At 49.2% G+C, this 21,210-nt stretch carries 19 protein-coding genes; 1 reads left to right on the top strand and 18 read right to left on the bottom strand.

Annotated features, from left to right (window positions below):
* The first annotated feature begins 5 nt into the window (after positions 1-5).
* Complete coding sequence (locus tag OSQ85_RS07695) at positions 6-665, top strand: sulfite exporter TauE/SafE family protein (protein ID WP_265822268.1); 660 nt, start codon at positions 6-8, stop codon at positions 663-665.
* Here OSQ85_RS07695 and OSQ85_RS07700 read toward each other — a convergent pair.
* The 18 genes from OSQ85_RS07700 to OSQ85_RS07785 form a co-directional block, all read right to left on the bottom strand.
* Entirely contained in the window at positions 662-3,103 is a 2,442-nt protein-coding gene (locus OSQ85_RS07700; protein WP_265822269.1) for a heavy metal translocating P-type ATPase, read from the bottom strand. The genes OSQ85_RS07695 and OSQ85_RS07700 overlap by 4 nt on opposite strands.
* Positions 3,081-3,230, bottom strand: a complete 150-nt coding sequence (gene ccoS, locus OSQ85_RS07705) for a cbb3-type cytochrome oxidase assembly protein CcoS (protein WP_265822270.1) — start codon at positions 3,228-3,230, stop codon at positions 3,081-3,083. Before ccoS ends, OSQ85_RS07700 begins: the two co-directional genes overlap by 23 nt.
* A gap of 109 nt (positions 3,231-3,339) precedes the next feature.
* Positions 3,340-3,762 (bottom strand): FixH family protein, encoded by a 423-nt coding sequence (locus OSQ85_RS07710; protein WP_265822271.1) that lies wholly within the window; start codon positions 3,760-3,762, stop codon positions 3,340-3,342.
* A complete protein-coding gene (locus tag OSQ85_RS07715; protein ID WP_265822272.1) occupies positions 3,759-4,967 on the bottom strand; it encodes a 4Fe-4S dicluster domain-containing protein in 1,209 nt (402 codons plus the stop codon). The genes OSQ85_RS07710 and OSQ85_RS07715 overlap by 4 nt, the downstream gene beginning before the upstream one ends.
* On the bottom strand, positions 4,964-5,128 hold the full coding sequence (locus OSQ85_RS07720; RefSeq protein ID WP_265822273.1) for a cbb3-type cytochrome c oxidase subunit 3: 165 nt from the start codon (positions 5,126-5,128) through the stop codon (positions 4,964-4,966). Before OSQ85_RS07720 ends, OSQ85_RS07715 begins: the two co-directional genes overlap by 4 nt.
* A 73-nt stretch (positions 5,129-5,201) precedes the next feature.
* A complete protein-coding gene (locus OSQ85_RS07725) occupies positions 5,202-5,390 on the bottom strand; it encodes a cbb3-type cytochrome c oxidase N-terminal domain-containing protein (RefSeq protein ID WP_265822274.1) in 189 nt (62 codons plus the stop codon).
* An 11-nt stretch (positions 5,391-5,401) separates the two neighbouring features.
* The gene (gene ccoO, locus OSQ85_RS07730) at positions 5,402-6,286 is read right to left on the bottom strand and encodes a cytochrome-c oxidase, cbb3-type subunit II (protein WP_265822275.1); all 885 of its coding nucleotides are present in this window, start codon (positions 6,284-6,286) and stop codon (positions 5,402-5,404) included.
* 12 nt (positions 6,287-6,298) lie between these two features.
* Positions 6,299-7,708, bottom strand: a complete 1,410-nt coding sequence (locus tag OSQ85_RS07735; RefSeq protein WP_265822276.1) for a cbb3-type cytochrome c oxidase subunit I — start codon at positions 7,706-7,708, stop codon at positions 6,299-6,301.
* Positions 7,709-7,750: 42 nt separating this feature from the next.
* Positions 7,751-8,149 (bottom strand): RrF2 family transcriptional regulator, encoded by a 399-nt coding sequence (locus OSQ85_RS07740; protein WP_265822277.1) that lies wholly within the window; start codon positions 8,147-8,149, stop codon positions 7,751-7,753.
* Positions 8,150-8,254: 105 nt separating this feature from the next.
* Positions 8,255-9,646 carry a sigma-54-dependent transcriptional regulator gene (locus OSQ85_RS07745; RefSeq protein ID WP_265822278.1) on the bottom strand — a complete coding sequence of 464 codons (1,392 nt, stop codon included), beginning with the start codon at positions 9,644-9,646 and terminating at the stop codon, positions 8,255-8,257.
* Between the two features lie 14 nt (positions 9,647-9,660).
* A complete protein-coding gene (locus OSQ85_RS07750) occupies positions 9,661-11,547 on the bottom strand; it encodes an ATP-binding protein (protein ID WP_265822279.1) in 1,887 nt (628 codons plus the stop codon).
* 43 nt (positions 11,548-11,590) lie between these two features.
* On the bottom strand, positions 11,591-13,945 hold the full coding sequence (locus OSQ85_RS07755) for a histidine kinase dimerization/phosphoacceptor domain -containing protein (protein WP_265822280.1): 2,355 nt from the start codon (positions 13,943-13,945) through the stop codon (positions 11,591-11,593).
* Between the two features lie 14 nt (positions 13,946-13,959).
* Entirely contained in the window at positions 13,960-15,024 is a 1,065-nt protein-coding gene (locus OSQ85_RS07760) for a protein-glutamate methylesterase/protein-glutamine glutaminase (protein WP_265822281.1), read from the bottom strand.
* A gap of 4 nt (positions 15,025-15,028) precedes the next feature.
* The gene (locus OSQ85_RS07765) at positions 15,029-15,523 is read right to left on the bottom strand and encodes a chemotaxis protein CheD (RefSeq protein ID WP_265822282.1); all 495 of its coding nucleotides are present in this window, start codon (positions 15,521-15,523) and stop codon (positions 15,029-15,031) included.
* Positions 15,524-15,539: 16 nt separating this feature from the next.
* Complete coding sequence (locus OSQ85_RS07770; protein WP_265822283.1) at positions 15,540-16,388, bottom strand: CheR family methyltransferase; 849 nt, start codon at positions 16,386-16,388, stop codon at positions 15,540-15,542.
* Between the two features lie 77 nt (positions 16,389-16,465).
* Positions 16,466-18,517 carry a HAMP domain-containing methyl-accepting chemotaxis protein gene (locus OSQ85_RS07775; RefSeq protein ID WP_265822284.1) on the bottom strand — a complete coding sequence of 684 codons (2,052 nt, stop codon included), beginning with the start codon at positions 18,515-18,517 and terminating at the stop codon, positions 16,466-16,468.
* Between the two features lie 171 nt (positions 18,518-18,688).
* The gene (locus OSQ85_RS07780; protein WP_265822285.1) at positions 18,689-19,186 is read right to left on the bottom strand and encodes a chemotaxis protein CheW; all 498 of its coding nucleotides are present in this window, start codon (positions 19,184-19,186) and stop codon (positions 18,689-18,691) included.
* A gap of 16 nt (positions 19,187-19,202) precedes the next feature.
* Positions 19,203-21,200: a HAMP domain-containing methyl-accepting chemotaxis protein gene (locus OSQ85_RS07785; protein WP_265822286.1), complete on the bottom strand. Its 1,998-nt coding sequence runs from the start codon at positions 21,198-21,200 to the stop codon at positions 19,203-19,205.
* Positions 21,201-21,210 lie beyond the last annotated feature (10 nt).

Raw genomic sequence — 21,210 nt, forward strand, 5'->3', positions numbered from 1 at the left:
CGATCTTGCAGAACATTGACCTTCTGGGGTTTCTGTCGCTCGGTTTTTTCGGGGGGTTCGGGCACTGCATAGGCATGTGCCACCCCTTCGTTCTTTATATTTCCGGCAGATTCGTGGGCGGAAACAAAGGCTATGCGAATATGTACGCCCCGCACCTGAAATACAATATAGGCCGCTCAGTCACTTACGCCGTGATGGGCGCTGCGGCGGGCGCTCTGGGGAATATGGCCACCCTCGCCGGAAACATGGCGGGGATACAGAAAGCCTCCGCCGTATTCGCCGGAGTATTCCTCATACTTTACGGGCTCCTGTCATTCTTCGGCTACAACCTGCTGAACAGGTTCGAGAACAGGTTTGCCGCAGAGAAAATAATGAATCTGATAAAAAAGGTTCAGCCTAAAACAGCCTTCGGCAGCGGACTGGTTCTGGGGCTTATCCCCTGCGGGCTTGTTTACGGGGCGCTTATAGCCGCTTCCGCCTCCGCAAACGCAGTGAAGGGCGCATTGTCCATGTTCCTCTTCGGCATAGGCACGATCACCGCCATGATGCTCGCCGCCGTCTTCGGCAACTTCATCATGGGCAGAAGGGGGTTCTTCAACCTCCTCAGCCTCATACTCCTCATCTGCATGGGCGCATGGTTTATCTGGCAGGGGGTAAGGTTTTAGGACTTCGAGTTGATACGCATTGAGTTGAACACCACGATCAGGGAGCTTACCGCCATGAACGCGGCGGAGAATATGGGGTGTATCTTCCCTGTTACCGCAAGCGGTATTGCGATGAAATTATAGGAGAAAGCCCAGAACAGGTTCTCTTTTATCACAGCAAATGTTTTTTTCGCAGTCTTGTTTAATTTTATAATAACGGAGAGATCGCCCCTCATCAGCACAACATCCGCGCTTTCGATGGCTATGTCAGTCCCCTTGCCCATGGCTATGCCTGCGTCCGCCTCAGTCAGCGCCGGAGCGTCATTTATACCGTCACCGACCATAGCCACCCTCAGGCCTTCGCCTTTCAGTTTCCGCACAGTTTCTGCCTTTTCAAAAGGGGTGACCTCGGCGCAGCATTCTATTCCCTCTATGCCTATGGTATTCACGAGTTTGTCCGCCGCCTTGCGGCTGTCACCGGTGAGAATAAGCACACGGTTTCCGCGCCTCACAAGCTCGCCCAGAGTATACCCCGCCTCCTCACGCACTGAGTCGGAAAGGAGGATGAAGCCGATCAGCTCCCTCTCCTCTGAGACTGCGGCGACGGTGTGCCCTTTGGCTGTGAAGTAGTCATGCTGTTCCCGCATTTCGGGGGTGACTTCTGCGTGCTCCTCAATGAATTTCAGCTTGCCTGCCCGGATTTTTCTGCCGTTTATATCCGCCTCAACACCGTTTCCGGGTATCTCACGGAAATTTTCGGCGGGAAGGAATGTGCCGTCATAATAATCCGTAACCGCTTTTGATATAAGGTGGGATGAATAACGCTCAACCGATGCGGCAAGCTCCAGCGTCCGCCCTGAGCCGAGATCATAAATATCCGCCACTTTCATCTCGCCTCTGGTGATTGTGCCTGTTTTGTCAAAGCACCAGCAGTTTATGCGGCTGAGGGTTTCCATGACCTCACCGCTGCGCACCAGCGCACCGAATGAGGCCGTCTTAGTGGTGGCTATCATCACAGCCAGCGGAGTTGCCAGCCCTAGGGCGCAGGGGCAGGCGATCACCAGCACTGAGACGGCGTTCATGAACCCGGTAAGCCCGTTTCCTGTGGTGAAGTACCACCAGCCGAAGGTCACGGCGGCTATTGTGATTATGACAGGTACAAACCAGCCCACTATGCTGTCCGCCAGATTCTGGATCGGCGCTTTTTCCGCCTGAGCCTCCTCCACAGCCTTCACTATGCGGGAGAGCACAGTTCCGCTCCCCGCCTGAGCGCATTCTATGACAAGGGTTCCGTTAAGGTTTGATGTCCCTGCGAAAACCTCTGCATTCTCCGTTTTGAACACAGGGGAGGACTCCCCGGTGAGCATGGATTCGTCCACCTCGCTTTCACCGCAGATTACCCGTCCGTCCGCAGGAACGGAAGAACCGGGCAGAACCTCAAGGAAATCGCCTGTTTTCACTGACCTGACAGGGACAAGCACAGGTTCAAGTTTTCCCGCGGTGTAGGCTGCGGGGTCAAAGTCCCTGATGATCCTGACGGTCTGAGGCTGGTAGGATAAAAGGCGGGTGACAGCGCCGCTGTGGCGGAGCTTGGCTCCGGTTTCTATGAATCTCCCCAGAAGTATGAGGGTTATTATCATGCATGTGGTATCGAAATAGACTTCCCTCTCGCTGAAAACCGCGCCCACGCTGTAAACGTATGAGCTGAACGATCCCAGAAAAACCAGAACATCCATATTCAGCACACGGTTGCGTACAGACTTGATGCTGTTAACGATGAACGGCCAGCCGGAGTAGAACATAACCGGAGTAGCCAGAGCCCACGAAAGAAGCTTGAAGAATTTATTCAGCCCCTCTTCCATCCCCTGAAAATATCCGGCATACATGGCGAAGGTGTAGAGCATTACGTTCATGGCGAAAAACGAACCGACAGAGAAGCGGTAGAAATAGTCCTTCCGTTCCTCCTCAAGGACAGTGTTTCTGCCCCCTTTGCCCACAGGCATGGGCGGATAGCCGAGGGAGCGGAACTTCTCCAGCATATCACTCAGGCTCAGCGTGCCCTTTTTCCAGCGCACTTTTGCCTTGTGGGTTGCGTAGTTGACCCGCACATATGAAATGTTTTCATCCTTGCGGAAGAAATTTTCCACCAGCCATATGCAGGAGGAGCAGCGGACACCGGAAAGCACCACATCAAGGGAGCATTCCCCGTTGTCCTCTTTGAAGTCATCCTCGAAAAGCTCATCCGAAACGCGGGCGGAATCCACCCCGCCCTCTTTCCAGTCAGTGCGGCGGATATAAAAGGAATCAAGCCCCGCATCGTGTATAAGCCCGTAAACGCTCATGCAGCCGTGACAGCAGAAGTATAAGGTCTCTCCGTCCTTTTCGATTTTAATGGCGGAGTTTTCCTTAACATCAAGCTGACAGTGGGCACATTTCCTATTTGTCGTCTTCGTCGTCATCAAGCATCCGGTATTTCGGCCCTTCAATATCGTCAAACTGCCCTTTTCTGCCGGCATAAAGAAACAGCCCCAGAGCAATGGCTCCGAGGATGAGGCTGACCGGAATCAGCAGGTATAAGGCTGACATTTATCCGGCGTATTTAAGGGCGAACAGAAGGGGTATGCCTATCATGGTTATCAGGCTTATTATCATCAGAATTGTTCCCTTTCTCATATGATCCTCCTGAAAATGAACACTAGTTTATATAAAAGTTCCTTTTGAGCCTAACCTCTTTGCCGTCCACGGCAAAGGTGACCTTAAGGATATGGTAGCCTTTTTCAAGCTGCGGTGCGGACAGGGCGTAGCCTTCCCCGCTTTCCGTGACCGGAACCTCAAGGGTTCTGCCGCCCACGGGTCTTTCCACTTCCGCTTTCAGGCTTTGAGGCCTGTATGTTCCGCCGAGGGAGAAATCCATAAACACGTTTTTCTCCGTCTGCTCTATTTTCTTAACAGTGAGCTTAAGCCCCTTTTCCATAACGGTATCCCGCATTTCGTCATAGGCAAGCCCTTTCTCGTATGAATTATCCTCCACCCTGCCGTCAAAAAGCTTCTTTCCAACCACCACAGATGGTGCGATGGTTATAATAGCCAGCAGAAATATAAGAACAGTTACTTTCATTTCTTCCTCCCTATGGGTTTGCGGAACCCGGCCTCCGACATCACGGACGCAGGGCTCTCCCCTTCCGTTTCCGCTTTCAGATTAAATGTCCGCACCGGATATTTCCCGAACGCTTCCTCCGGCAGAATGATATAAACCTCTTTCCTGACCGATTCGCCCGCCCCCAGTTCAAAAACCCGGCCGGGCTGAATTTCGGCGTTTTCCGCACCTTCCACACTGAGGCTTATGCTCATGTCTCTTCCCGTGCGGTTGGTGAGCCTCACATCAAAGGCATTTAATATCCGTCCGTCATATTCACGGGGCATTATCTGCGAAGCGGGATAAACCTCAAAGCCGAACGGATCGCTGAGAAGCAGCCGCACAGTGAACAAAACAGCAAATATAAGAAACAGGCCCGAAGTTATCAGCACATTGACCCTGAAAAACTTCGGCTTATCCTCAAGGCCGTAAACATAGCCGATGAGAGATGTCTTCCCTTTTTTGCCCATCACCCTGCCGCATGCCTGAATGCACTCCGCGCAGTTTATGCACCCCTGCGAAAAGCCCCTGCGTATGTCTATCCCCGTGGGGCATGTTTTTACACAGGCAAGGCAGTTTATGCACTCGTCCCTTCTTTCGGGGTGCATAGTGATTGCCATGGTGTGGGCATCAAACATGATCCCCTGAAGCTTCGCATAGGGACAGACTGTGGTGCAGAAGCCGTGGCGGAAAAAAGCAAAGTTAATATAGGTTATGACCGAAAGCACACCCCAGAACCACAGAGTGACACTGCCGAGCCTTAACTCCGCCAGTTCCTTTATAAAATCGTAAGGCGGCACAAAGTACCATACCATACAAGCTGCGATCATTATGCTGAAAACCGCTGTGAAGAGATTGCTTTCTATCTTCGCAGCTGTGTTCAGCTTTTTTGAGTCCATCTTTCTGGTGAAGTCCACCATCAAAGTCTGCGGACAGAGCCATCCGCACCATACCCGCCCGAAAAGCTGGGTCACGGATATGAACAGAAACGTCAATGCGAATATGAACAGAAGAATCAGGAAAAAATCCTCTATCCATATTGCTTTCCCGAAAAAGAACAGCCTGAGGGTCGGAACATCAAACCTCAGCAGGCTTTCCCCGTTAAGGCGCACAAAGGGGACAGCGAAAAACAGCAGAGTCGCTCCCCAGCGCACCGCCTTTCTGTAAAACTGCAAGTCAGCGGTCATTTCTTATCTTCTGTTTCCTGCTCATCATCTTCGAGCATTCTGTACTTGGCCTCTTCCACCTTATCTTTGCGCTTGGATGAAAAGTAGTAAATTATCAGCCCCGCAAAAACAGCAGTGAGAAGAATGCCGTACAGTAAAAATGACAGTGCTCCGAATTCCATCAGTTGTCCGTCCTTTTAATATGCCCCTCCGCAGACTGCACGCCGCGGAGGGGTCTTGAATTTATAGGTCAGGTTATTTCTCTATGCTTTCCTGGTATGCCTTTTCCTGTGTCCAGCCGCTGATAGCGGGGGTATACATTGCGAAATAGTACACACCCCAGAGAATCAGCCCGATGAAAAGCACAAGCCAGCCCAAGGGGAGCTTATGCTCCGTGTCCTTGCGGTTAAATTCTTCAAAATTATCGAATTCTTCTTTCTGCATGGCCTTTCTCCTTACTCAGCGAGTGATTCAATATACTCAACCAGCGCCCAGATTCTCTCTCTGCTGAAAGAGGATGCAAAGCCGGGCATCACGCCTTCGTAGCCGTTGGCAATTATTATATAAGTGTCCCTTGAAGCAGGTCCGGCAGAAGCGTAATCCACAAGGGAAGCGCCTATGTTGCCTTCTGCATTAACACCGTGGCAGCCTGCGCACTCAGCAGCGTAAAGAGCCTTGCCCTCTGCCAGTGCTTCCGCATTTCCGGCCAGCGGGTTTGCTTCTTCAACTGAGTCCTCTTCAACAAGCATCACGCCTTCCTTCTCAACTGCGGTTCCCAGAACCTGAAGGTAAGCAACCATTGCGTCAAGCTCGGTTGACTCCGCAGCCTGTGCGAGGTCTTCCTCTGTGTACGGGAAGCCGAGAGCGTTCATTCTGGCTTTCATCTCATTCACATTAAGAGGCTTATCTTTCAGCCACGGATACTTGGGCATGTTCGATTTGGGGAAGAATGCCTGCGGGTTTTCCATATGCTGAATGTGCCATTCGTCAGAATATTTGCCGCCCACCCTCGCAAGGTCGGGACCTGTGCGTTTCGAGCCCCAGAGGAAGGGACGGTCATAGGCAAATTCGCCCGCTTTGGAGTAATCCCCGTAACGGAGAACATCAGCCTTAAGCGGTCTTACTGTCTGAGTGTGGCAGTTTACGCAGCCTTCTTTCTGATAAACATCACGCCCTGCAAGTTCGAGGATGGTATAAGGCTTAAGGTTATCAAGCTTAGGGTGCATGCCTTTTGTAAACATAGGGGCGATAGTGGTTACAATTGTACCTACGAGTATGGTAACAGCAACCATCAGCGCAAACGGTATGGTTTTGGAGTAAATATCTTTTTTCTGACTCATCACCGCACCTCCTTACGCTGCTTTCGCTTCAGCAGCGGCAGCCTGAGTCTGCCCCTGTCTGATTGTCATGAAAACGTTATAAACAAAGAACAGCATGCCCACGACGAAGATAACGCCGGCCACGGTTCTCATCTGCCAGTATGGGTAGTTGCCCACGAGTGTTTCCATAAATGTGTATTTCAGGCTTCCGTCGGCGTTGGTCATTTTCCACATAGCGCCCTGCTGAATACCTGTTACCCACATAGTTACGGAGAACATTAGCTGTCCCACAAGCACAAGCCAGAAGTGGATGTTTGCCACCTTCTCGCTGAAAATCTTAGTTTTGTATATGTGGGGAATAATCACATACACGGATGCACAGATAACCATAGTCACCCAGCCCATTGTACCCATATGAACGTGACCGGGAACCCAGTCTGTATAGTGGATAAGTGAGCTTATCACCCTGATCCCCTGTGAGGGGCCCTGAATGGTCTGCAAACCGTAGAAGGTAATGCCCAGCACAAAGAACTTGGTGAGGTAGTTGGTTCTCATTTTACCCCAGTCTGCATCCACCGTGAAGTAGCCGTTGATAACGGAGCCCCATGAAGGAGCTATGAGGAACAGGGTAAACACTATGCCCAGAGTCTGAATCCAGTCGGGCAGGGGTGTGTAGACAAGGTGATGCGCGCCTGTCCAGAGGTAGGCGAATATCAGCGACCAGAAAGATATAATTGAGAGTCTGTGGCTGTAGAGGGGGAGTCCTGTCGCTTTGGGAAGAAAATAATAGAACATCGCCAGTATGGGCGTGGTAAAAAGGAAGCCCACGGCGTTATGCCCGTACCACCATTCAACGTTCGCACTGTTTGTCCCTGCGAACAGGTGGTAAGATTTGGTCAGCGTGGCGGGGATATGCAGGTTGTTCACTATGTACAGAATTGCAACTGCTATAAGTGTTGCGATTATGTACCAGAGAGAAACGTACATATGCTCCTCTTTCCTTTTGAAAATGTTGGTAAGAATAACGATGGTGAAAATCACCCAGAGAATAACAATGGCGATGTCGATGGGCCACTCAAACTCAGCATACTCAAGTGACTGGTTCATCCCTATGAAAAGGGTGAAGGTCGCCAGAACCATGCCTACGTTAAACAGCCAGAGGTGAAATCTGGCCAGCTTACCCAGCACAAGGTTCCTTTTGGTGAGCCTGATGGTAAGATAGTAAAAAATACCGAACTCCGCACCGATTCCAAGCCCGTAAGCAAGGACATTGGTATGGATGGTTCTCAGTCTTCCGTAGGAGAAGTATTCACCGAAGTTGAAGTCGACATTCCACATCTGCACTGAGATAAGAAGGCCGATGACAAGCCCGATGACTCCCCAGAAGATTGCAGAGAGTATGAACCCCTGCACCGTTCTGTAGTCATATGAGTATTCATTCATTTAGAACCTCCTGCCGCCTTTTTGGCAGCTCCATGTATGTAATTAATAAATGAAGTCTTTTACCCTGGAGTTCATCAATTGTTCCGTCATTACTGATTGGATTTCGCCCAGTCTGTGGGTCACGCGGCAGAAGGGTTTGCGGGAACAGGCGGAAGGGTGAGCAACACACACATTTATATCCAGTGTGACACCCATGCATTTGAGAATATCGTACAGGCTCGCCTCCGCTGCGGAGGGGGCAGCCTCTATGCCGCCGTTTTTGCCTGTTCGTGTGGTGATGAAGCCGCACTTTTTAAGCCGGTTTATGACCTTTGCCGTTGTGGGTTTGGGAACCCCTATGGCTGCGCTTATATCTTCCACTTTTTTCATCCCGCCGTTTTCGGCTAAATAAACAACAATCCTTATGGCGTAGTCGCCTTCTCTGGCAATGAAAGAGTCCAATTGTTTACCTCATAGGTCAACAATACCCCTCTTTCTCCCCCTTGTCAACAGATTTAAAAAGACAATATTAATCCTATATCACTGATAGGAAATAAAAACAAAGATTCAGCCCTTGACTCTTTTATTCATGGCCTGCCGGGATATACCCAGAAGGGATGCCGCCTTGCTCTGGTTGCCGCCGCTGATTTTCAGCGCTTCATCGATCAGAATATTCTCCATATCCTTCAGCGAAGGGAACCTTCCGGAATAAGTGAACTGTGCTCCGCCGGGCATGTTTGAGCTCACAGCGCCTCTGCTTCTTCCGGTGGATTCCAGATAAGAGATAACATCCCCAGCGCTCAGTACATCCCCGCTCCTTGCGGCAAGATCATATGCTATGGCACGAAGCTCCCTGATATTTCCCGGAAAAGTGTACGAGGAGAGTACACCCGCCGCAGCTTTCTCAAAAGTTTTGGTCGGCGTGCCCAGCTCTTTGCCGGCAAGCTTATAAAAATGGGAAAAAAGCAGGGCGATGTCCCCCTTCCTTTCCCTGAGCGGCGGAAGCAGGAGCTTGTGTATTGCTATTCTGTAGTAGAGGTCTTTTCTGAACCTGCCTGCCTCAACTTTTTTTTCGAGATCGGCATTTGTGGCAAGCACAATGCGCACATCGGACTTCTCCTCTGTGTCACTCCCAATGGCGCGGAAAGTGCCTTCCTGAAGAAAACGGAGAAGTTTAAGCTGAGAATTTTCGGAGATGTCCCCCACCTCATCCAGAAACAGTGTGCCTCCTGAGGCTTCAAGGAGAAGACCGCGCCGTGCCTTATCCGCCCCGGTGAAGGCTCCCTTTCTGTGACCGAAAAGAGTATCCGAGAAAACGGTGTCATCCACATCCGCAACATTCACGGGGACAAACGCTCCCTTTCTCCGGCTGGCCTTATGAACTGCCTCTGCCATGAGCTCCTTCCCCGTGCCTGTCTCACCGCAGATAAGGACAGGCTGCATGCCTCCCGCCACGGCTTCTATATACTTGAATATGGAGTACATGCCGCTCTCTTTGGTGACAATCGCCCCGAAATCGTCCGGGCATTTAAGATGAGAAACCTCGGCGGCATCGGAAAAACTCTCCACCTGACGCTTAAGTTCCTCTTTTTCGAGAATGTTTTTTATGGTGGTGATGAAGCGCAGACTGTCCACAGGTTTGAGGATGTAGTCGTCTGCCCCTTTTTTAAGGCAGTTTACCGCAGTCTGTGAATCGTCCGCCGCTGTTATGATTACCACAGGTGTGCCGGGGTATCTGGCTGAAATGAAATCAAGAATGTCATTGCCGTCCACTTCCGGCATGTAAAGATCGAGTACTACCAGCGCAAAGGCTTTCTGTCCGAGGATTTCGATTGCTTTTTTACCGCCGGAGGCAGCGGTTACATTTTTATATCCCGCGCTTTTAAGAGCAAAACTGTATGAAAAAAGAATGTCCTCCTCGTCATCAACGAGAAGGATGGGCGCATCATATTTCAGCATAAAATTCCTCCCGCTCATCCCTGTGCGGGAAACGTCACCGTTACCGTTGTTCCTTTCTCCGGTTCGGAGAAAAAGTCCAGCTCTCCTTTATGCTCCTTCACATAAGTGTACACAATAGAAAGCCCAAGTCCGGTCCCCCCGTCCTTAAGCTTTGTGGTGAAGAAGGGCTCTGTTATCCTTCTTATTATATCACCGGGAATACCTACACCGGTATCGGAAACGCATATTTTTACATTTCCGTTTTCATCCGCTGAGGCAGTAAGCCTCACTGTGCCGTTTTTATCCTTAAGCGCCTCAAGGGCGTTGAGAATAAGGTTGATAAGCACCTGCTCCACCTTCTGCCTGTTCCCTTTGAAACAGGGCACAGGCTTTATCACCTCGGTTTCGAAGTTTGCGGTGTATCTCATTATATGCTGTTTCAGAATTTTCACGGCAGAGGTGACAACCTCTTCTATGTTGATCCTGTCATCCATCTGCTCTGAATCGCCTTTTGAAAAGCTTTTCAGCTCATGGACAATTTTCTTGATCCTCTCCGAGCCTCCGGCTATCCCCTCCAGAAGTTTGGGAATATCCTCCCGCAGTACAGAGTAAGGCAGGTTCTCTATCTCAAAATCCCCTTCTTTTTCATAAACCCTGTCCAGCACCTGACTGAACCCCTTCCAGAGATCCAGCATCATTTTGCTGTTGAACATTATGAAATTGTTCGGATTATTTATCTCGTGCGCTATGCCCGAAACCAGGGTTCCCAGAGCAGTCATTTTATTGGTCTGTATAAGCTTTTCCTGTAACTGGCGCTCTCTTTTCTCAAGCTTTTTCGCCTCTGTGATGTCCTTAAAGGAGAGATAGAGATATTCCGTTCCGCCTATGCTGAGCCTCTGTGAATTGGCAAGGAATGTGAACGCATCGTCTGCGTGACGGGTCATGGTGCACACAGCCTCATCCTGCCCCGAATCGCCAAGAATGCAGCCGCTGACGGCGAGAACACGTATCAGTTCCTTGGGGACTTTTCCCAGCATCTCACTCTTTTTGAAGCCAAGCATCTTTTCTGCAGCAGGGTTGAGGTCAGATACGGTGTGTTCGGGAATTTTAAGAAGCACCAGAGCATCGCGGTTTTTTTCGAAAATTTCGTCAAAGTTTCTTGCTGTGGTGTCCAGCTCGTTCTTCATTCTCTCAAGTTCGCTGAGATCTGAAAAAATGAACAAGTATCTTGTGGTCTCACCGTCCAGACTGAAAGCGGAAACGTTCATGAGCACGGCCTTGAGCTTTCCGTCTATGCCGATGTCTATCCTTTTGGCGCTGCTCTCCCTGCCTTCAATAACGCCTGAAACTACTCCGGCAAGTGAGGGCTCAATCTCAGTGATGACCTTATCCAGACTTTCACCGTATATGTCGCCCCTTTCTATTCCGAAAATCTCCATGAAGATATGGTTAAAGTATTTTATTTTCAGCGTTTCATCCGCAACCGCTATCCCTTCTGCGGAGTTTTCCAGAACTGCCTCAAAAAGCCCGTTCTGCTCCACAAGGTTGCGCTCAACGGAGGCCCTTTTAATAGCCATAGACACAACAGAGTAAAGCGACTGTGTTTCCACCGGCTTGACTATGTAGCCGTAGGGGGCAGCCTCGCTGGCTCTGTCCATTGTATTTATGTCAGAATAGCTTGTGAGAAACACAACCGGGATTCTGTATGATGTATTTATGATTCCGGCCAGATCTATGCCGTCAAGATCCGACTTGAGATTAATATCCATAAGTACAAGAGAGGGAACCTCTTTTTCTATCTCCTTCATCGCGTCCTCAGGCCTTACCGCGTACACGACTTCAGAATAGCCGAAACTTAAAAGCTTCGATCTTATATCCATTGCTATCAGAGCTTCATCTTCGACAATAAGTATCTTTCCCATAACAATTCCTTTTTTGCTCATAGCAATTTTAACAAATAACAGGTTAAAATTTCAAAATAAACGCTGTTCCGCCGTTATTTTCAATCCGCAAATCCCCGGCAAGCTGCGAGATAAGCGAGATAATTATCTGAGAGCCAAGGGTATCTGAGTTTCTGAAACGGTCGGCATCTTCAATCCCCGCTCCGTTGTCTGCAATCAGTATTTCCCGTTTTTCGTCATTAGTGAAGCATACACGTATATTTATGCGCGCATCAACCGAGTTTTTGCTGAATGCGTGTTTATAACAGTTGGTGATTATTTCGGTTATCAGCAGACTGACCGCAATCGATTCATCCAGATTAAGCCTCATCTCGCAGCATTCAACATCAACATAAACCGGGCACACAGAGGTGTAAGTCATTGCTATCTCACCTACAAGTTTTGTGAGATAGGCTTTGAAATCAAGCCCCTGCGCGCTGTCACCTCTGTAGAGCATTTCATGTATTATAGCCATGGATTTTATACGCTGAATACTGTTTTTGAAATAACTTACGGCTTTTTCATCATTCAGATACTCACTCTGAATGCTGAGCAGGCTGCTGACTATCTGTAGATTATTTTTTACCCTGTGATGTATCTCCCTTATGAGAAAGTTTTTCTCCTCCAGACCAGCTATAAGGCCGTCCTTTGTATTTCTTTCCTCCGTAATATCCCTGAAAACGAGAACGCCCCCGTTCTCGTATGAGTCATGCTCTATTTTGTTTATGCTGTAAGCAACAGGAATTATGCTCCCCGCACTGTTTTTGAAAAAAGCCTCGCCTCTGTGTATGCCTCTGTTTTTTTCAACCGCTTCAAGCAGCGGAGACTCCTCGTTTTCTGTTCCGGGCCGGAGAATATCCCTGAGGTTTTCGGGCTGGGTTGACGGGCTGTATTTAAGAATCCGCTCTGCTGAGCTATTCATAAACTTGATGTTGATCGCACCGTCAAAAACCATAACTCCTTCATCCATCGCATTAAGCAGAGCCTTGTGTATGCTCTCAAGGCTGAACAGGCGGTTTGTCAGGTATTTTTCGTTGCTTTTGTCCATCACTATGGCAAAGATGTACTCCTTTTCCCTGAAACGCACCTTCGCACAAAGAAGCAGGAAGTCCTTTGTGCCCCCTTTTTCACCGGTAAAAGAGCACTGCATCTTGCCCTGACCCTCTATCTCTATCTTTTTAAGAAAGTCAGATGAAAAAGGATTTTCCCCGAACACGGAATCAGACAGGAGGCAGTTTTTCATTTTTTCCACCCCTGTGCCGAAAAATATTTCCGCGGCGCGGTTAGCATCCTCAATCATAAGCGTGTTTATATTGATAAAAAGCATCGGAACGCCCGAAAGCCGGAACATCCCTTCGTACCACTCCATCCTGTTCAGACTTTCGCGGAATTTCATATATTTATCCGACACATCAAACACAAAGCCTGTGAGGCTTGTGCAGCTGCCGTCTGAGGAATATTCTGCCATGTTGTAGAACTCAAGCCACCTTGTTCTCCCCTCAAAGTCTGTAAACGGGAGTGATTCAATATCCACCGGATTTTCGGATTTCTGCCTTCTTTTCTCATAATCCGCTATTCGCAGTATTATTTCCGCGTTCCGGCTCTCATCGCTGCTGAACCCTATGAGCCGGGCAGCGTTCGCGCTGAGCACCTCCACAGAAGGCTCCGGTCTGAAATTAAAGCTGTAATAAGCTGAATTGCCCGCGCTACTGAGCTTGTCCAGAATTATGGACAGATGCCTCTCAAGTTTTTTAACCTTTTCGAAGTGCATTATGATAACGCCCATGGAAACGGTGAATGTGAAAAATACTGCAAGCTGGAAACCGGCGGAATAGTACTGGATGTTTACTGAACCTTCCCTTGCTGCCTGTTCAATAAACGGGTATGTCTGCTTGTGTATTCCCCAGAGCACAAGGGATATTCCGGTTAGTTTTTTCCCGAAACCCTGAAATGAGCCGGACAGAAGTATAATAACCCCGGCATATATGAAGGCGGCTGAGGACAGTATGAATACGGCAGTATCAGCAGTGTAATAGGATGCACCGTCAAATAGCGCGGCAGCAAGAAGGACTTCCGCACTCAATGCTGCCGGTAAAAGAAAACGCGGCCGCTTTTTATCCATGAGCATGTGCGCGCCCATGATGAGCAGCATGCCTCCGGCAAGTACAAAACTCAGCTTAAGAAATACTAGGACATCTGTTTCCCCGTAAATGCGGATGATAATCTGCACGATGTATCTGAAAATGTTGAATAACCAACTGTAACCCCATATTTTCAGGTAATCGTTGCGCTCGTTTACGTAAAGATACATAAACATGAACATCACAGCCACGGAGGCTGTGAGGATTCCCACCAACTCATGCAGATAGCCGTTTTGCATCAAACGCTCCCGCCTCAGCTTCGGCAGTAGGAAACAACAAACGGAGCTATGCTTCCGAGAGGGAGAATTTTCTGCGCCGCTCCGAGTTCTATCGCTACTTTGGGCATCCCAAAAACAATGCTGGTGGCTTCATCCTGAGCTATTGTGAAGGCTCCCGCCTCCTTAAGTTCAAGAAGCCCCTTGGAGCCGTCGTCCCCCATTCCGGTCATGATAACGGCAACCCCATTGGAGCCTACATACCTCGCACCGGAGCGGAAGAGAACATCAACCGAGGGTCTGTGCCTGCTCACGAGGGGTCCGTCCTTTATCTCGGCAAAGTATCTGGCTCCGCTGCGCTTTATCAGCATATGCTTGTTTCCGGGCGCAATCAGAGCCCTTCCGGGGAGGACAGTATCACCGTTTTCCGCTTCCTTAACACTGATTTTACAGAGGGAGTCAAGCCTTTGGGCAAATGAAGCGGTAAAGTTCTCCGGCATATGCTGAACTATGACTATTCCGGGAGCATCGGGCGGCATGGCGGTGAGAAAAACCGTCAGAGCCTCTGTTCCGCCGGTTGACGCACCCACGAGAATAACCTTCTCTGTGGTTTCCACCATAGCCTTGTTTGTGCTTTTGGGGATAATAACATCCGCTGTGAACTTTGGCTGAACAGTGTACGATGATGCGGATATTTTTCTGACAGATGCCTTGGCAGCGGCCTTTACCGCATCACAGATGAGTATTTTTGATTCCTCAAGAAATGCCTTCGTCCCGGACTTCGGTTTCTGGATAACATCCACCGCGCCGTACTCCATAGCCTTCATAAGCGTCTGCGAGTTCTCGACTGTGAGGCTTGAACACATAACAACCGGAATCGGGTGCTGGGACATAAGTTTTTTCAGAAAGGTTATGCCGTCCATGCGGGGCATTTCCACATCAAGAGTGATCACATCAGGGATAAAATGCTTCATTCTTTCCGCGGCATAAAACGGATCCTGACAGGAAGCGACCTCGCTTATCTCAGGATCGGATGAGAGAATCTCAGTGAGAGTCTGTCTGACTACGGCGGAATCATCTACAACAAGAACCTTCAGACCCATATAATTAACCTGCGTTTACTGTATTCCTAAGGTTTTTCATAAAAACGCGCCCTTCGGCGGAGTAGAAATAAAGCTTTCGCCCCATGCTTCCCCCTACGTCCTGCGCGGTAATTCTATAACCCAGATCGGCCAGTGCGGCAAAAGCCGCCTGAATGTTTTTTGCGCCGATGGTTTCTCTTTTAAGCTTGCCCGATTCCGTGCGGAACATATCCGCACCGCCGAACACCTTTACTTCCAGTTCCATGGGGTAAGCCCCCCATGACTGAAAGCGGCTGTGCATATAATTTATTGATGAGTCAACGAATTTATTAGAATAAGATGAGCTTTCGCCAACAACGCAGAAATTGGATGACGGGAGCATGGCATGGCACATGCCGCCAACTTTAACCGCCGGCCAAAACATCACCACGGAAACGCATGAACCAAGAACGGTGCTGACCACCGCAGGTTCCTTGTTGATATACATTTCACATGGTTTCAGATAAATGTTTTTTATCAACGGTTTTATTCCGGTATCATAATTTTCTGTAAACTGTTGGTGCGACTGTTTCCACATCAAGATTCATCCCGTGTATTGTCTCTGAGTGTCCGAGAAAAAGAAACCTTCCCGGTTTCAGATGACTCACGAGTTTCCTCAGGATTCTCTCCTGGGTTTCTCTGTCAAAATATATTATAACATTGCGGCAGAATATTATATCGTAATCCTTATCATGCGAAAACTTTTCATCCATAAGATTAAGACGCGCAAATCTTACGGATTTCCTTACAAACGGCTTCGGGCGCACCTTGCAGTCGTTCCTGTCCTTTGATCTTAAAAAAAACTTTTTCTTTATTTCAAAAGGGAGATTAGAAATTTTCTCCTCATCGTAAATCGCTGTGCATGCTTTTCTGAGAACTTCCGTTGAAATATCCGTTGCGAGAATTTCAAAGCTCCAGCCCTTGATATTTTCAAAAAAGCCGTGCAGTTCCATAGAGAGAGTGTAGGGCTCCTCGCCGCTTGAGCAGCCTGCGCTCCACACTTTAACTCTTGCGCTGTCATTGTCTTTGAGCAGATATGGGAGAACCCTGTCACGCATGTATTCGAAATGGCCGGGTTCGCGGTAGAAGTCGGTTTTGTTGGTGGTCAGTACATCAATGAGGCTGACTATCTCCTCCTCACCTTCGCCGGAGGTGAAAACATAGTCAAGGTACTCCTCATAGGTGGTGAAACTGTGCTTCCGAAGACGCTTTCTCAGGCGTCCCTCTACCATCTGCTTTTTTGTGGGCGGGAGTTTGATTCCGCAGTGGTTCTCTATAAAATCCTTTATTCTTTCAAACTCCGCAGATGACAGGTTCTGACGGAAAACATCAAAGTTTGACGACATACTCCACCCTTTTAGATTAACCCGCTTCGCAGATAAATACAACCGCGAAGCGGGTCTTATTTTATAGAACGTTCATGTCAGTAGCTCACAAACTCTTCATCTAGTTTGTCATTATCATCATGAAGGTTAAGATTTACCCCGCTCTTTGAGGCGGTTTTTCTCTTAGGTTCCTTCATAACAGGCAGCGCAGCAGGCCTTCCCGTTTTAAAGGTTCCGGTATTTTTCGGTCTGTAGCTGCCTGATGAGGATGAGCCGCTCATTCTGAAGAAAGCAACCGCGCTCTGCAATGCTTCCGCCTGACTCGCCAGTTCTTCCGCTGTGGAAGCCATCTCTTCGGAGGCTCCGGCGTTTCTCTGTATAACCTGATCAAGCTGCTGTATGGCGCTGTTTATCTGTTCGGCGCCTGTTCTCTGCTCGGTGCTGGAGGCTGTTATCTCCTGCACAAGCTCGGCTGTTTTCTGTATATCCGGCAGTATCTGCTGAAGAAGCGCTCCCGCACGTTCGGCAACCTCCACACTGCTCACGGAGAGTTCGCTTATCTCCCCTGCTGCTTCCTGAGAGCGTTCGGCGAGTTTGCGCACTTCGCTTGCAACAACAGCGAAGCCTTTTCCGTGCTCCCCTGCCCTTGCAGCCTCAATTGCCGCGTTGAGGGCGAGAAGGTTTGTCTGGCGGGCTATCTCTTCGATTATAGAGATTTTACCCGCTATGTCCTTCATAGCCTTCACGGTGAGTTCAACCGCGCCGCCGCCCTCTTTCGCATCATCAGCCGCCTTGCGGGCGATCTTCTCTGTCTGGAGGGCGTTGTCTGCGTTCTGGTTTATGTTGGAGGTCATCTCCTCCATTGAGCTTGAGGCTTCTTCCGCCGCCGCTGCCTGCTCAGTAGCACCCTGTGACATTTCCTGTGCGGCGCTGCTGAGCTGTTCGCTGCCTGAGGAAACATTTTCAGATGAGCTTTTCACATCGGAGACTATTTCTCTAAGCTTGGCTATCATCTCCCTGAGAGAAGCAGCAAGCTGTCCTATTTCATCTTTGCTTTCCAAATCTATATGTGCATCAAGGTTACCCGCCGCAACCTGTCTGGCAAACTCTACACCCATAAAGAGCGGCTTTGTAATCATCCTTGTCATTATGACCGCGAGGGTGACACCTATTATAAGCGCAATTATCAGACCGGTCATCACTGTAAACGCAGATGCGTTAAGTACAGAGACAGCCTGACGGGCTATAGCCGTGGTCTGTTCCATTCCGGCCACAGCTATGTTCTGTGCGCCTTCAAGGAGTCTTGCAGCTGCTGCACCGCGCTTTTCGCCCAGTGCGTTCAGTTCTTTCCATGAAACAACCAGAGATTCCATGCCCTTTTCATAATCGGCAAGAGCCTGTTTGATCCCTGCAAGCTGATTGAGATTATTCTGCCTGCGGGTTACAGCAGTTATCCCTTCAAGAATCTCCTCAATATCGGCAAATTTCGGGAAAGTTGCGTTCAGTGCCTCCAGATCTCCGGTTGACTGCGCTTTCCACACCTCTATACGTATGAAGTTGCCGTCCATCATCACCTGATTCATCATAGCGACTTTTCGGGCTCTTTCCGAAAGTTTGTCCGCGCTCAGACCGCTTTTTATCTCACTGAGAAGTTCCTGCTCCTGCTGATGCAGATAGGACTCGGAGTTTTTCATAAAAACAGCGGCAGACGCACCCATTTTATCCAGAGAGGAAAGAATGGCTCTGTTGACATCATCAGTTGCTTTTGCAAGCCCCTCATACTCATTTGCGGAAGCAAGCACTTCACCTGCGGTGGCGTTCAGGGTCTTCAGGTTTTTTGATCTGTCGGCCAGGGCCTGAATATCCGCTATATACTTTCTGAGGTCAGAGAACCCGGTCAGCGCATTTTTATAATCTGCATCGCTTTTTGTGTACTGGTATGTACGCATGTTCAGCATAACAGCAGCGTTTGTTCTTTCTATCTTACCGGCCAGTTCCACTTCCGGCACATATTCCTCGGAGAGCTTAAGCGACTCCGTTTTGACCCTAGACATATTCAGCATAGCCACCGTACCAAGTACAGCGATTATGAGGATGAGCAGCCCGAAAGCCATGCCGAGTTTCATTCCAAGTTTCATATTCTTGAACATTTCGATCCCTCGCTCTGTTTATCAGTAAAGTTAAACTGCGCGCGTGCAGAGATCAGATATAACGGTTCTCAGGGAGGGAGCAATGCTCCCTCCCCTTTTTACCGCTCACAACGGTGTCAGAAAAAGTGACGGCTCATCCGTCGTCAGATAAAATTCCGGAAAAATCCCGGTTTATGAAGCGTTTTCCTGTAATCCCGAATACATATTCAGTTCATCGGCGGAAAATACCTTATTAATGTTCAGAATGATTACAAAACCCTCACCCTTTTTCGCCATGCCCTGGATAAACTCAGTATTAAGCTGTGTGCCGATCCGGGGAGCAGGCTCTATGAACTCTTTTTCAAAGTCCACAACTTCCTGCACTGAATCCGCCAGTGCACCCAGAATTGCACTCTCGCCGTCGAGAGAAACCTCAACAATGATTATGCAGGTGTTCACGGTGCGTTCTGTGGCCGACATGCCGAACTTAAGCTTGAGGTCAATAACCGGGACAACATTTCCCCTGAGATTGATAACTCCCCGCATAAAATCCGGTGTCTGCGGAACTTTTGTAACATTGGTGTAGTCAAGCACCTCCCTGACGGACATGATGTTCACTCCGAACACCTCTTCGCCCATCTTAAAGGTAAGCACCTGGCAGCTTCCAGTGTCGTTTATGTTTTCCGACATAACTACCTCCGATTTGTCAGTAACTAATAAACTCGTCATCAAGTTTATCGTGGTCGCTGCCCGAAAGGTTCAGCTCCACTCCCTCCCCCTGCTGTTTTCCCTTGGCGGGTTTAAGCGCGGGGGTTTTGTTTGAGTTAATGTGTGCGCTCCTGATTGCAGGCTTTCTGTGTCTGCCTGAGGATATGCCTGATCCGTCCTTCATCTTGAAGAACTGCATTGTCTGTTCAAGAGCTTCTGCCTGGCTTGAGAGTTCTTCCGCAGTTGAGGCCATCTCTTCTGAGGCTCCGGCATTCTGCTGAATAACCTGGTCAAGCTGCTGAATCGCGCTGTTTATCTGCTCCGCTCCGGTTCTCTGTTCGCTGCTTGATGCAGTTATTTCCTGAACCAGTTCGGCTGTTTTCTGAATATCGGGAAGAATCTGCTGGAGCAGACTGCCCGCTTTTTCCGCTATCTCAACACTTGTGGTGGAGAGTTCGCTTATCTCTCTTGCCGCTTCCTGTGAGCGTTCGGCAAGCTTGCGTACTTCGCTTGCAACAACAGCAAAGCCTTTTCCGTGCTCGCCTGCCCTTGCTGCCTCTATAGCGGCGTTCAGTGCGAGGAGGTTTGTCTGGCGGGCTATCTCTTCTATTATCGAGATTTTGCCGGCTATATCCTTCATCGCCTTCACTGTCTGGTCTACTGCGTGTCCGCCCTCTTTGGCATCATCCGCTGCTTTGCGGGCAATTTTCTCCGTCTGGAGAGCGTTGTCTGCGTTCTGGTTTATGTTGGAGGTCATCTCCTCCATTGAGCTTGAGGCCTCTTCCGCCGCTGCCGCCTGCTCTGTTGCGCCCTGAGACATTTCCTGAGCCGCGCTGCTCAGCTGTCCGCTGCCGGAGGAAACATTAAGCGAAGCTGCCTTGACCTCCAGAACTATGCCGCGGAGCTTGTTTATCATATCCTTCATGGCTGCGGCGAGCATTCCCACCTCATCCTTCTGATCGAGGTCTATATCCGCATCAAGGTTACCGTTCGCAACTTCCCGCGCGAATGAGACACCCATGTTTATAGGCCCTGTTATGCCTCTGGCAATCACGACTCCCGCCGCTATGCCGAATACAAGAGCCACAACAGACATCACGAGGATCATCACAAGTGCGCTTCTGAAATCGGACATCATCATGTCGGAGCTTGCTGCATTGGCAACTGCTGTTACTTCCGCCGCCGCCCTAGCACTGTCGATCATTTCCTGATCGATTTTTACCTGCTCGGCATTGCGCTCAACATAAACCGTAAGATTATCGCCGTAGTCCTTAATAGATTTTATAAGCGATTCTGCGCTTTCTATATTGTGTTTGTTTGCAAAGGAAGCCTTAAGGCTTTCAGTCGCTGCTCTGGCTCTTCCTATACGCTCACGGACACCTTCAGCATCTTTGGGATTCCCTGTGCTTTTAAACACCCAGAAAAGCCTTCTCGCCTCAGCTATATCCATCATGATGGCATAAGCGCGGTTCACCTTATCCATTTTGTCATCAAGTGCCGCAGCATCTTTTGATGAGGAAAGAATGTCGTTAAACTGCTTAACCTGATCCTTCGCCATTTTTTCCGCTTCGGCTATGGCGTTCAGGGCAGCAGTGACCATCCTTGCTTCATCATCGACTTTCGATTTATCCACAGCAACATACTTATCAAAAGCTGCTTCGTATTTGCTTACTCCGTCCAGTATCTTGTTTACATCAGCGGTGATGGCCTGATTGTTCATCTTTTTGGATGTTTCCTCAGCCCTTGCCTTAAGCCCGTCAAGCTCTTTGTGTATATTGTCCAGAGAAGCCTGATCATGTCTTATTACGTAGTTTTTCTCCTGCTGGCGTGCTTTGAGTATGTATTCGCCAACAGTCCACATATCTTCGGAATACTCCACGCTTCCGAGAACTTTGTTCATTCCGGTGTATCCCGCAAGACCCACCATAACGGTAAGCAGAAGGACAATCCCGAAGCCTATCAGCAGTTTCATGCCGATCTTCAGATTCTTCAACATAATAACCTCC

It is taken from the genome of Geovibrio ferrireducens, assembly GCF_026226615.1.
In the GTDB taxonomy this organism is placed as follows: Bacteria; Chrysiogenota; Deferribacteres; order Deferribacterales; family Geovibrionaceae; genus Geovibrio; species Geovibrio ferrireducens.

Coding starts and splice junctions, on each gene's coding strand:
- OSQ85_RS07745 (WP_265822278.1), bottom strand. CDS start 9,646: ATGCTGAAATATGATGCGCCCATCCTTCTCGTTGATGACGAGGAGGAC.
- ccoS (WP_265822270.1), bottom strand. CDS start 3,230: ATGTCAGCCTTATACCTGCTGATTCCGGTCAGCCTCATCCTCGGAGCC.
- OSQ85_RS07760 (WP_265822281.1), bottom strand. CDS start 15,024: ATGGGTCTGAAGGTTCTTGTTGTAGATGATTCCGCCGTAGTCAGACAG.
- OSQ85_RS07775 (WP_265822284.1), bottom strand. CDS start 18,517: ATGTTCAAGAATATGAAACTTGGAATGAAACTCGGCATGGCTTTCGGG.
- OSQ85_RS07770 (WP_265822283.1), bottom strand. CDS start 16,388: ATGTCGTCAAACTTTGATGTTTTCCGTCAGAACCTGTCATCTGCGGAG.
- OSQ85_RS07700 (WP_265822269.1), bottom strand. CDS start 3,103: ATGACGACGAAGACGACAAATAGGAAATGTGCCCACTGTCAGCTTGAT.
- OSQ85_RS07755 (WP_265822280.1), bottom strand. CDS start 13,945: ATGCAAAACGGCTATCTGCATGAGTTGGTGGGAATCCTCACAGCCTCC.
- OSQ85_RS07780 (WP_265822285.1), bottom strand. CDS start 19,186: ATGTCGGAAAACATAAACGACACTGGAAGCTGCCAGGTGCTTACCTTT.
- OSQ85_RS07715 (WP_265822272.1), bottom strand. CDS start 4,967: ATGACCGCTGACTTGCAGTTTTACAGAAAGGCGGTGCGCTGGGGAGCG.
- OSQ85_RS07735 (WP_265822276.1), bottom strand. CDS start 7,708: ATGAATGAATACTCATATGACTACAGAACGGTGCAGGGGTTCATACTC.
- ccoO (WP_265822275.1), bottom strand. CDS start 6,286: ATGAGTCAGAAAAAAGATATTTACTCCAAAACCATACCGTTTGCGCTG.
- OSQ85_RS07750 (WP_265822279.1), bottom strand. CDS start 11,547: ATGGGAAAGATACTTATTGTCGAAGATGAAGCTCTGATAGCAATGGAT.
- OSQ85_RS07785 (WP_265822286.1), bottom strand. CDS start 21,200: ATGTTGAAGAATCTGAAGATCGGCATGAAACTGCTGATAGGCTTCGGG.
- OSQ85_RS07710 (WP_265822271.1), bottom strand. CDS start 3,762: ATGAAAGTAACTGTTCTTATATTTCTGCTGGCTATTATAACCATCGCA.
- OSQ85_RS07720 (WP_265822273.1), bottom strand. CDS start 5,128: ATGGAATTCGGAGCACTGTCATTTTTACTGTACGGCATTCTTCTCACT.
- OSQ85_RS07725 (WP_265822274.1), bottom strand. CDS start 5,390: ATGCAGAAAGAAGAATTCGATAATTTTGAAGAATTTAACCGCAAGGAC.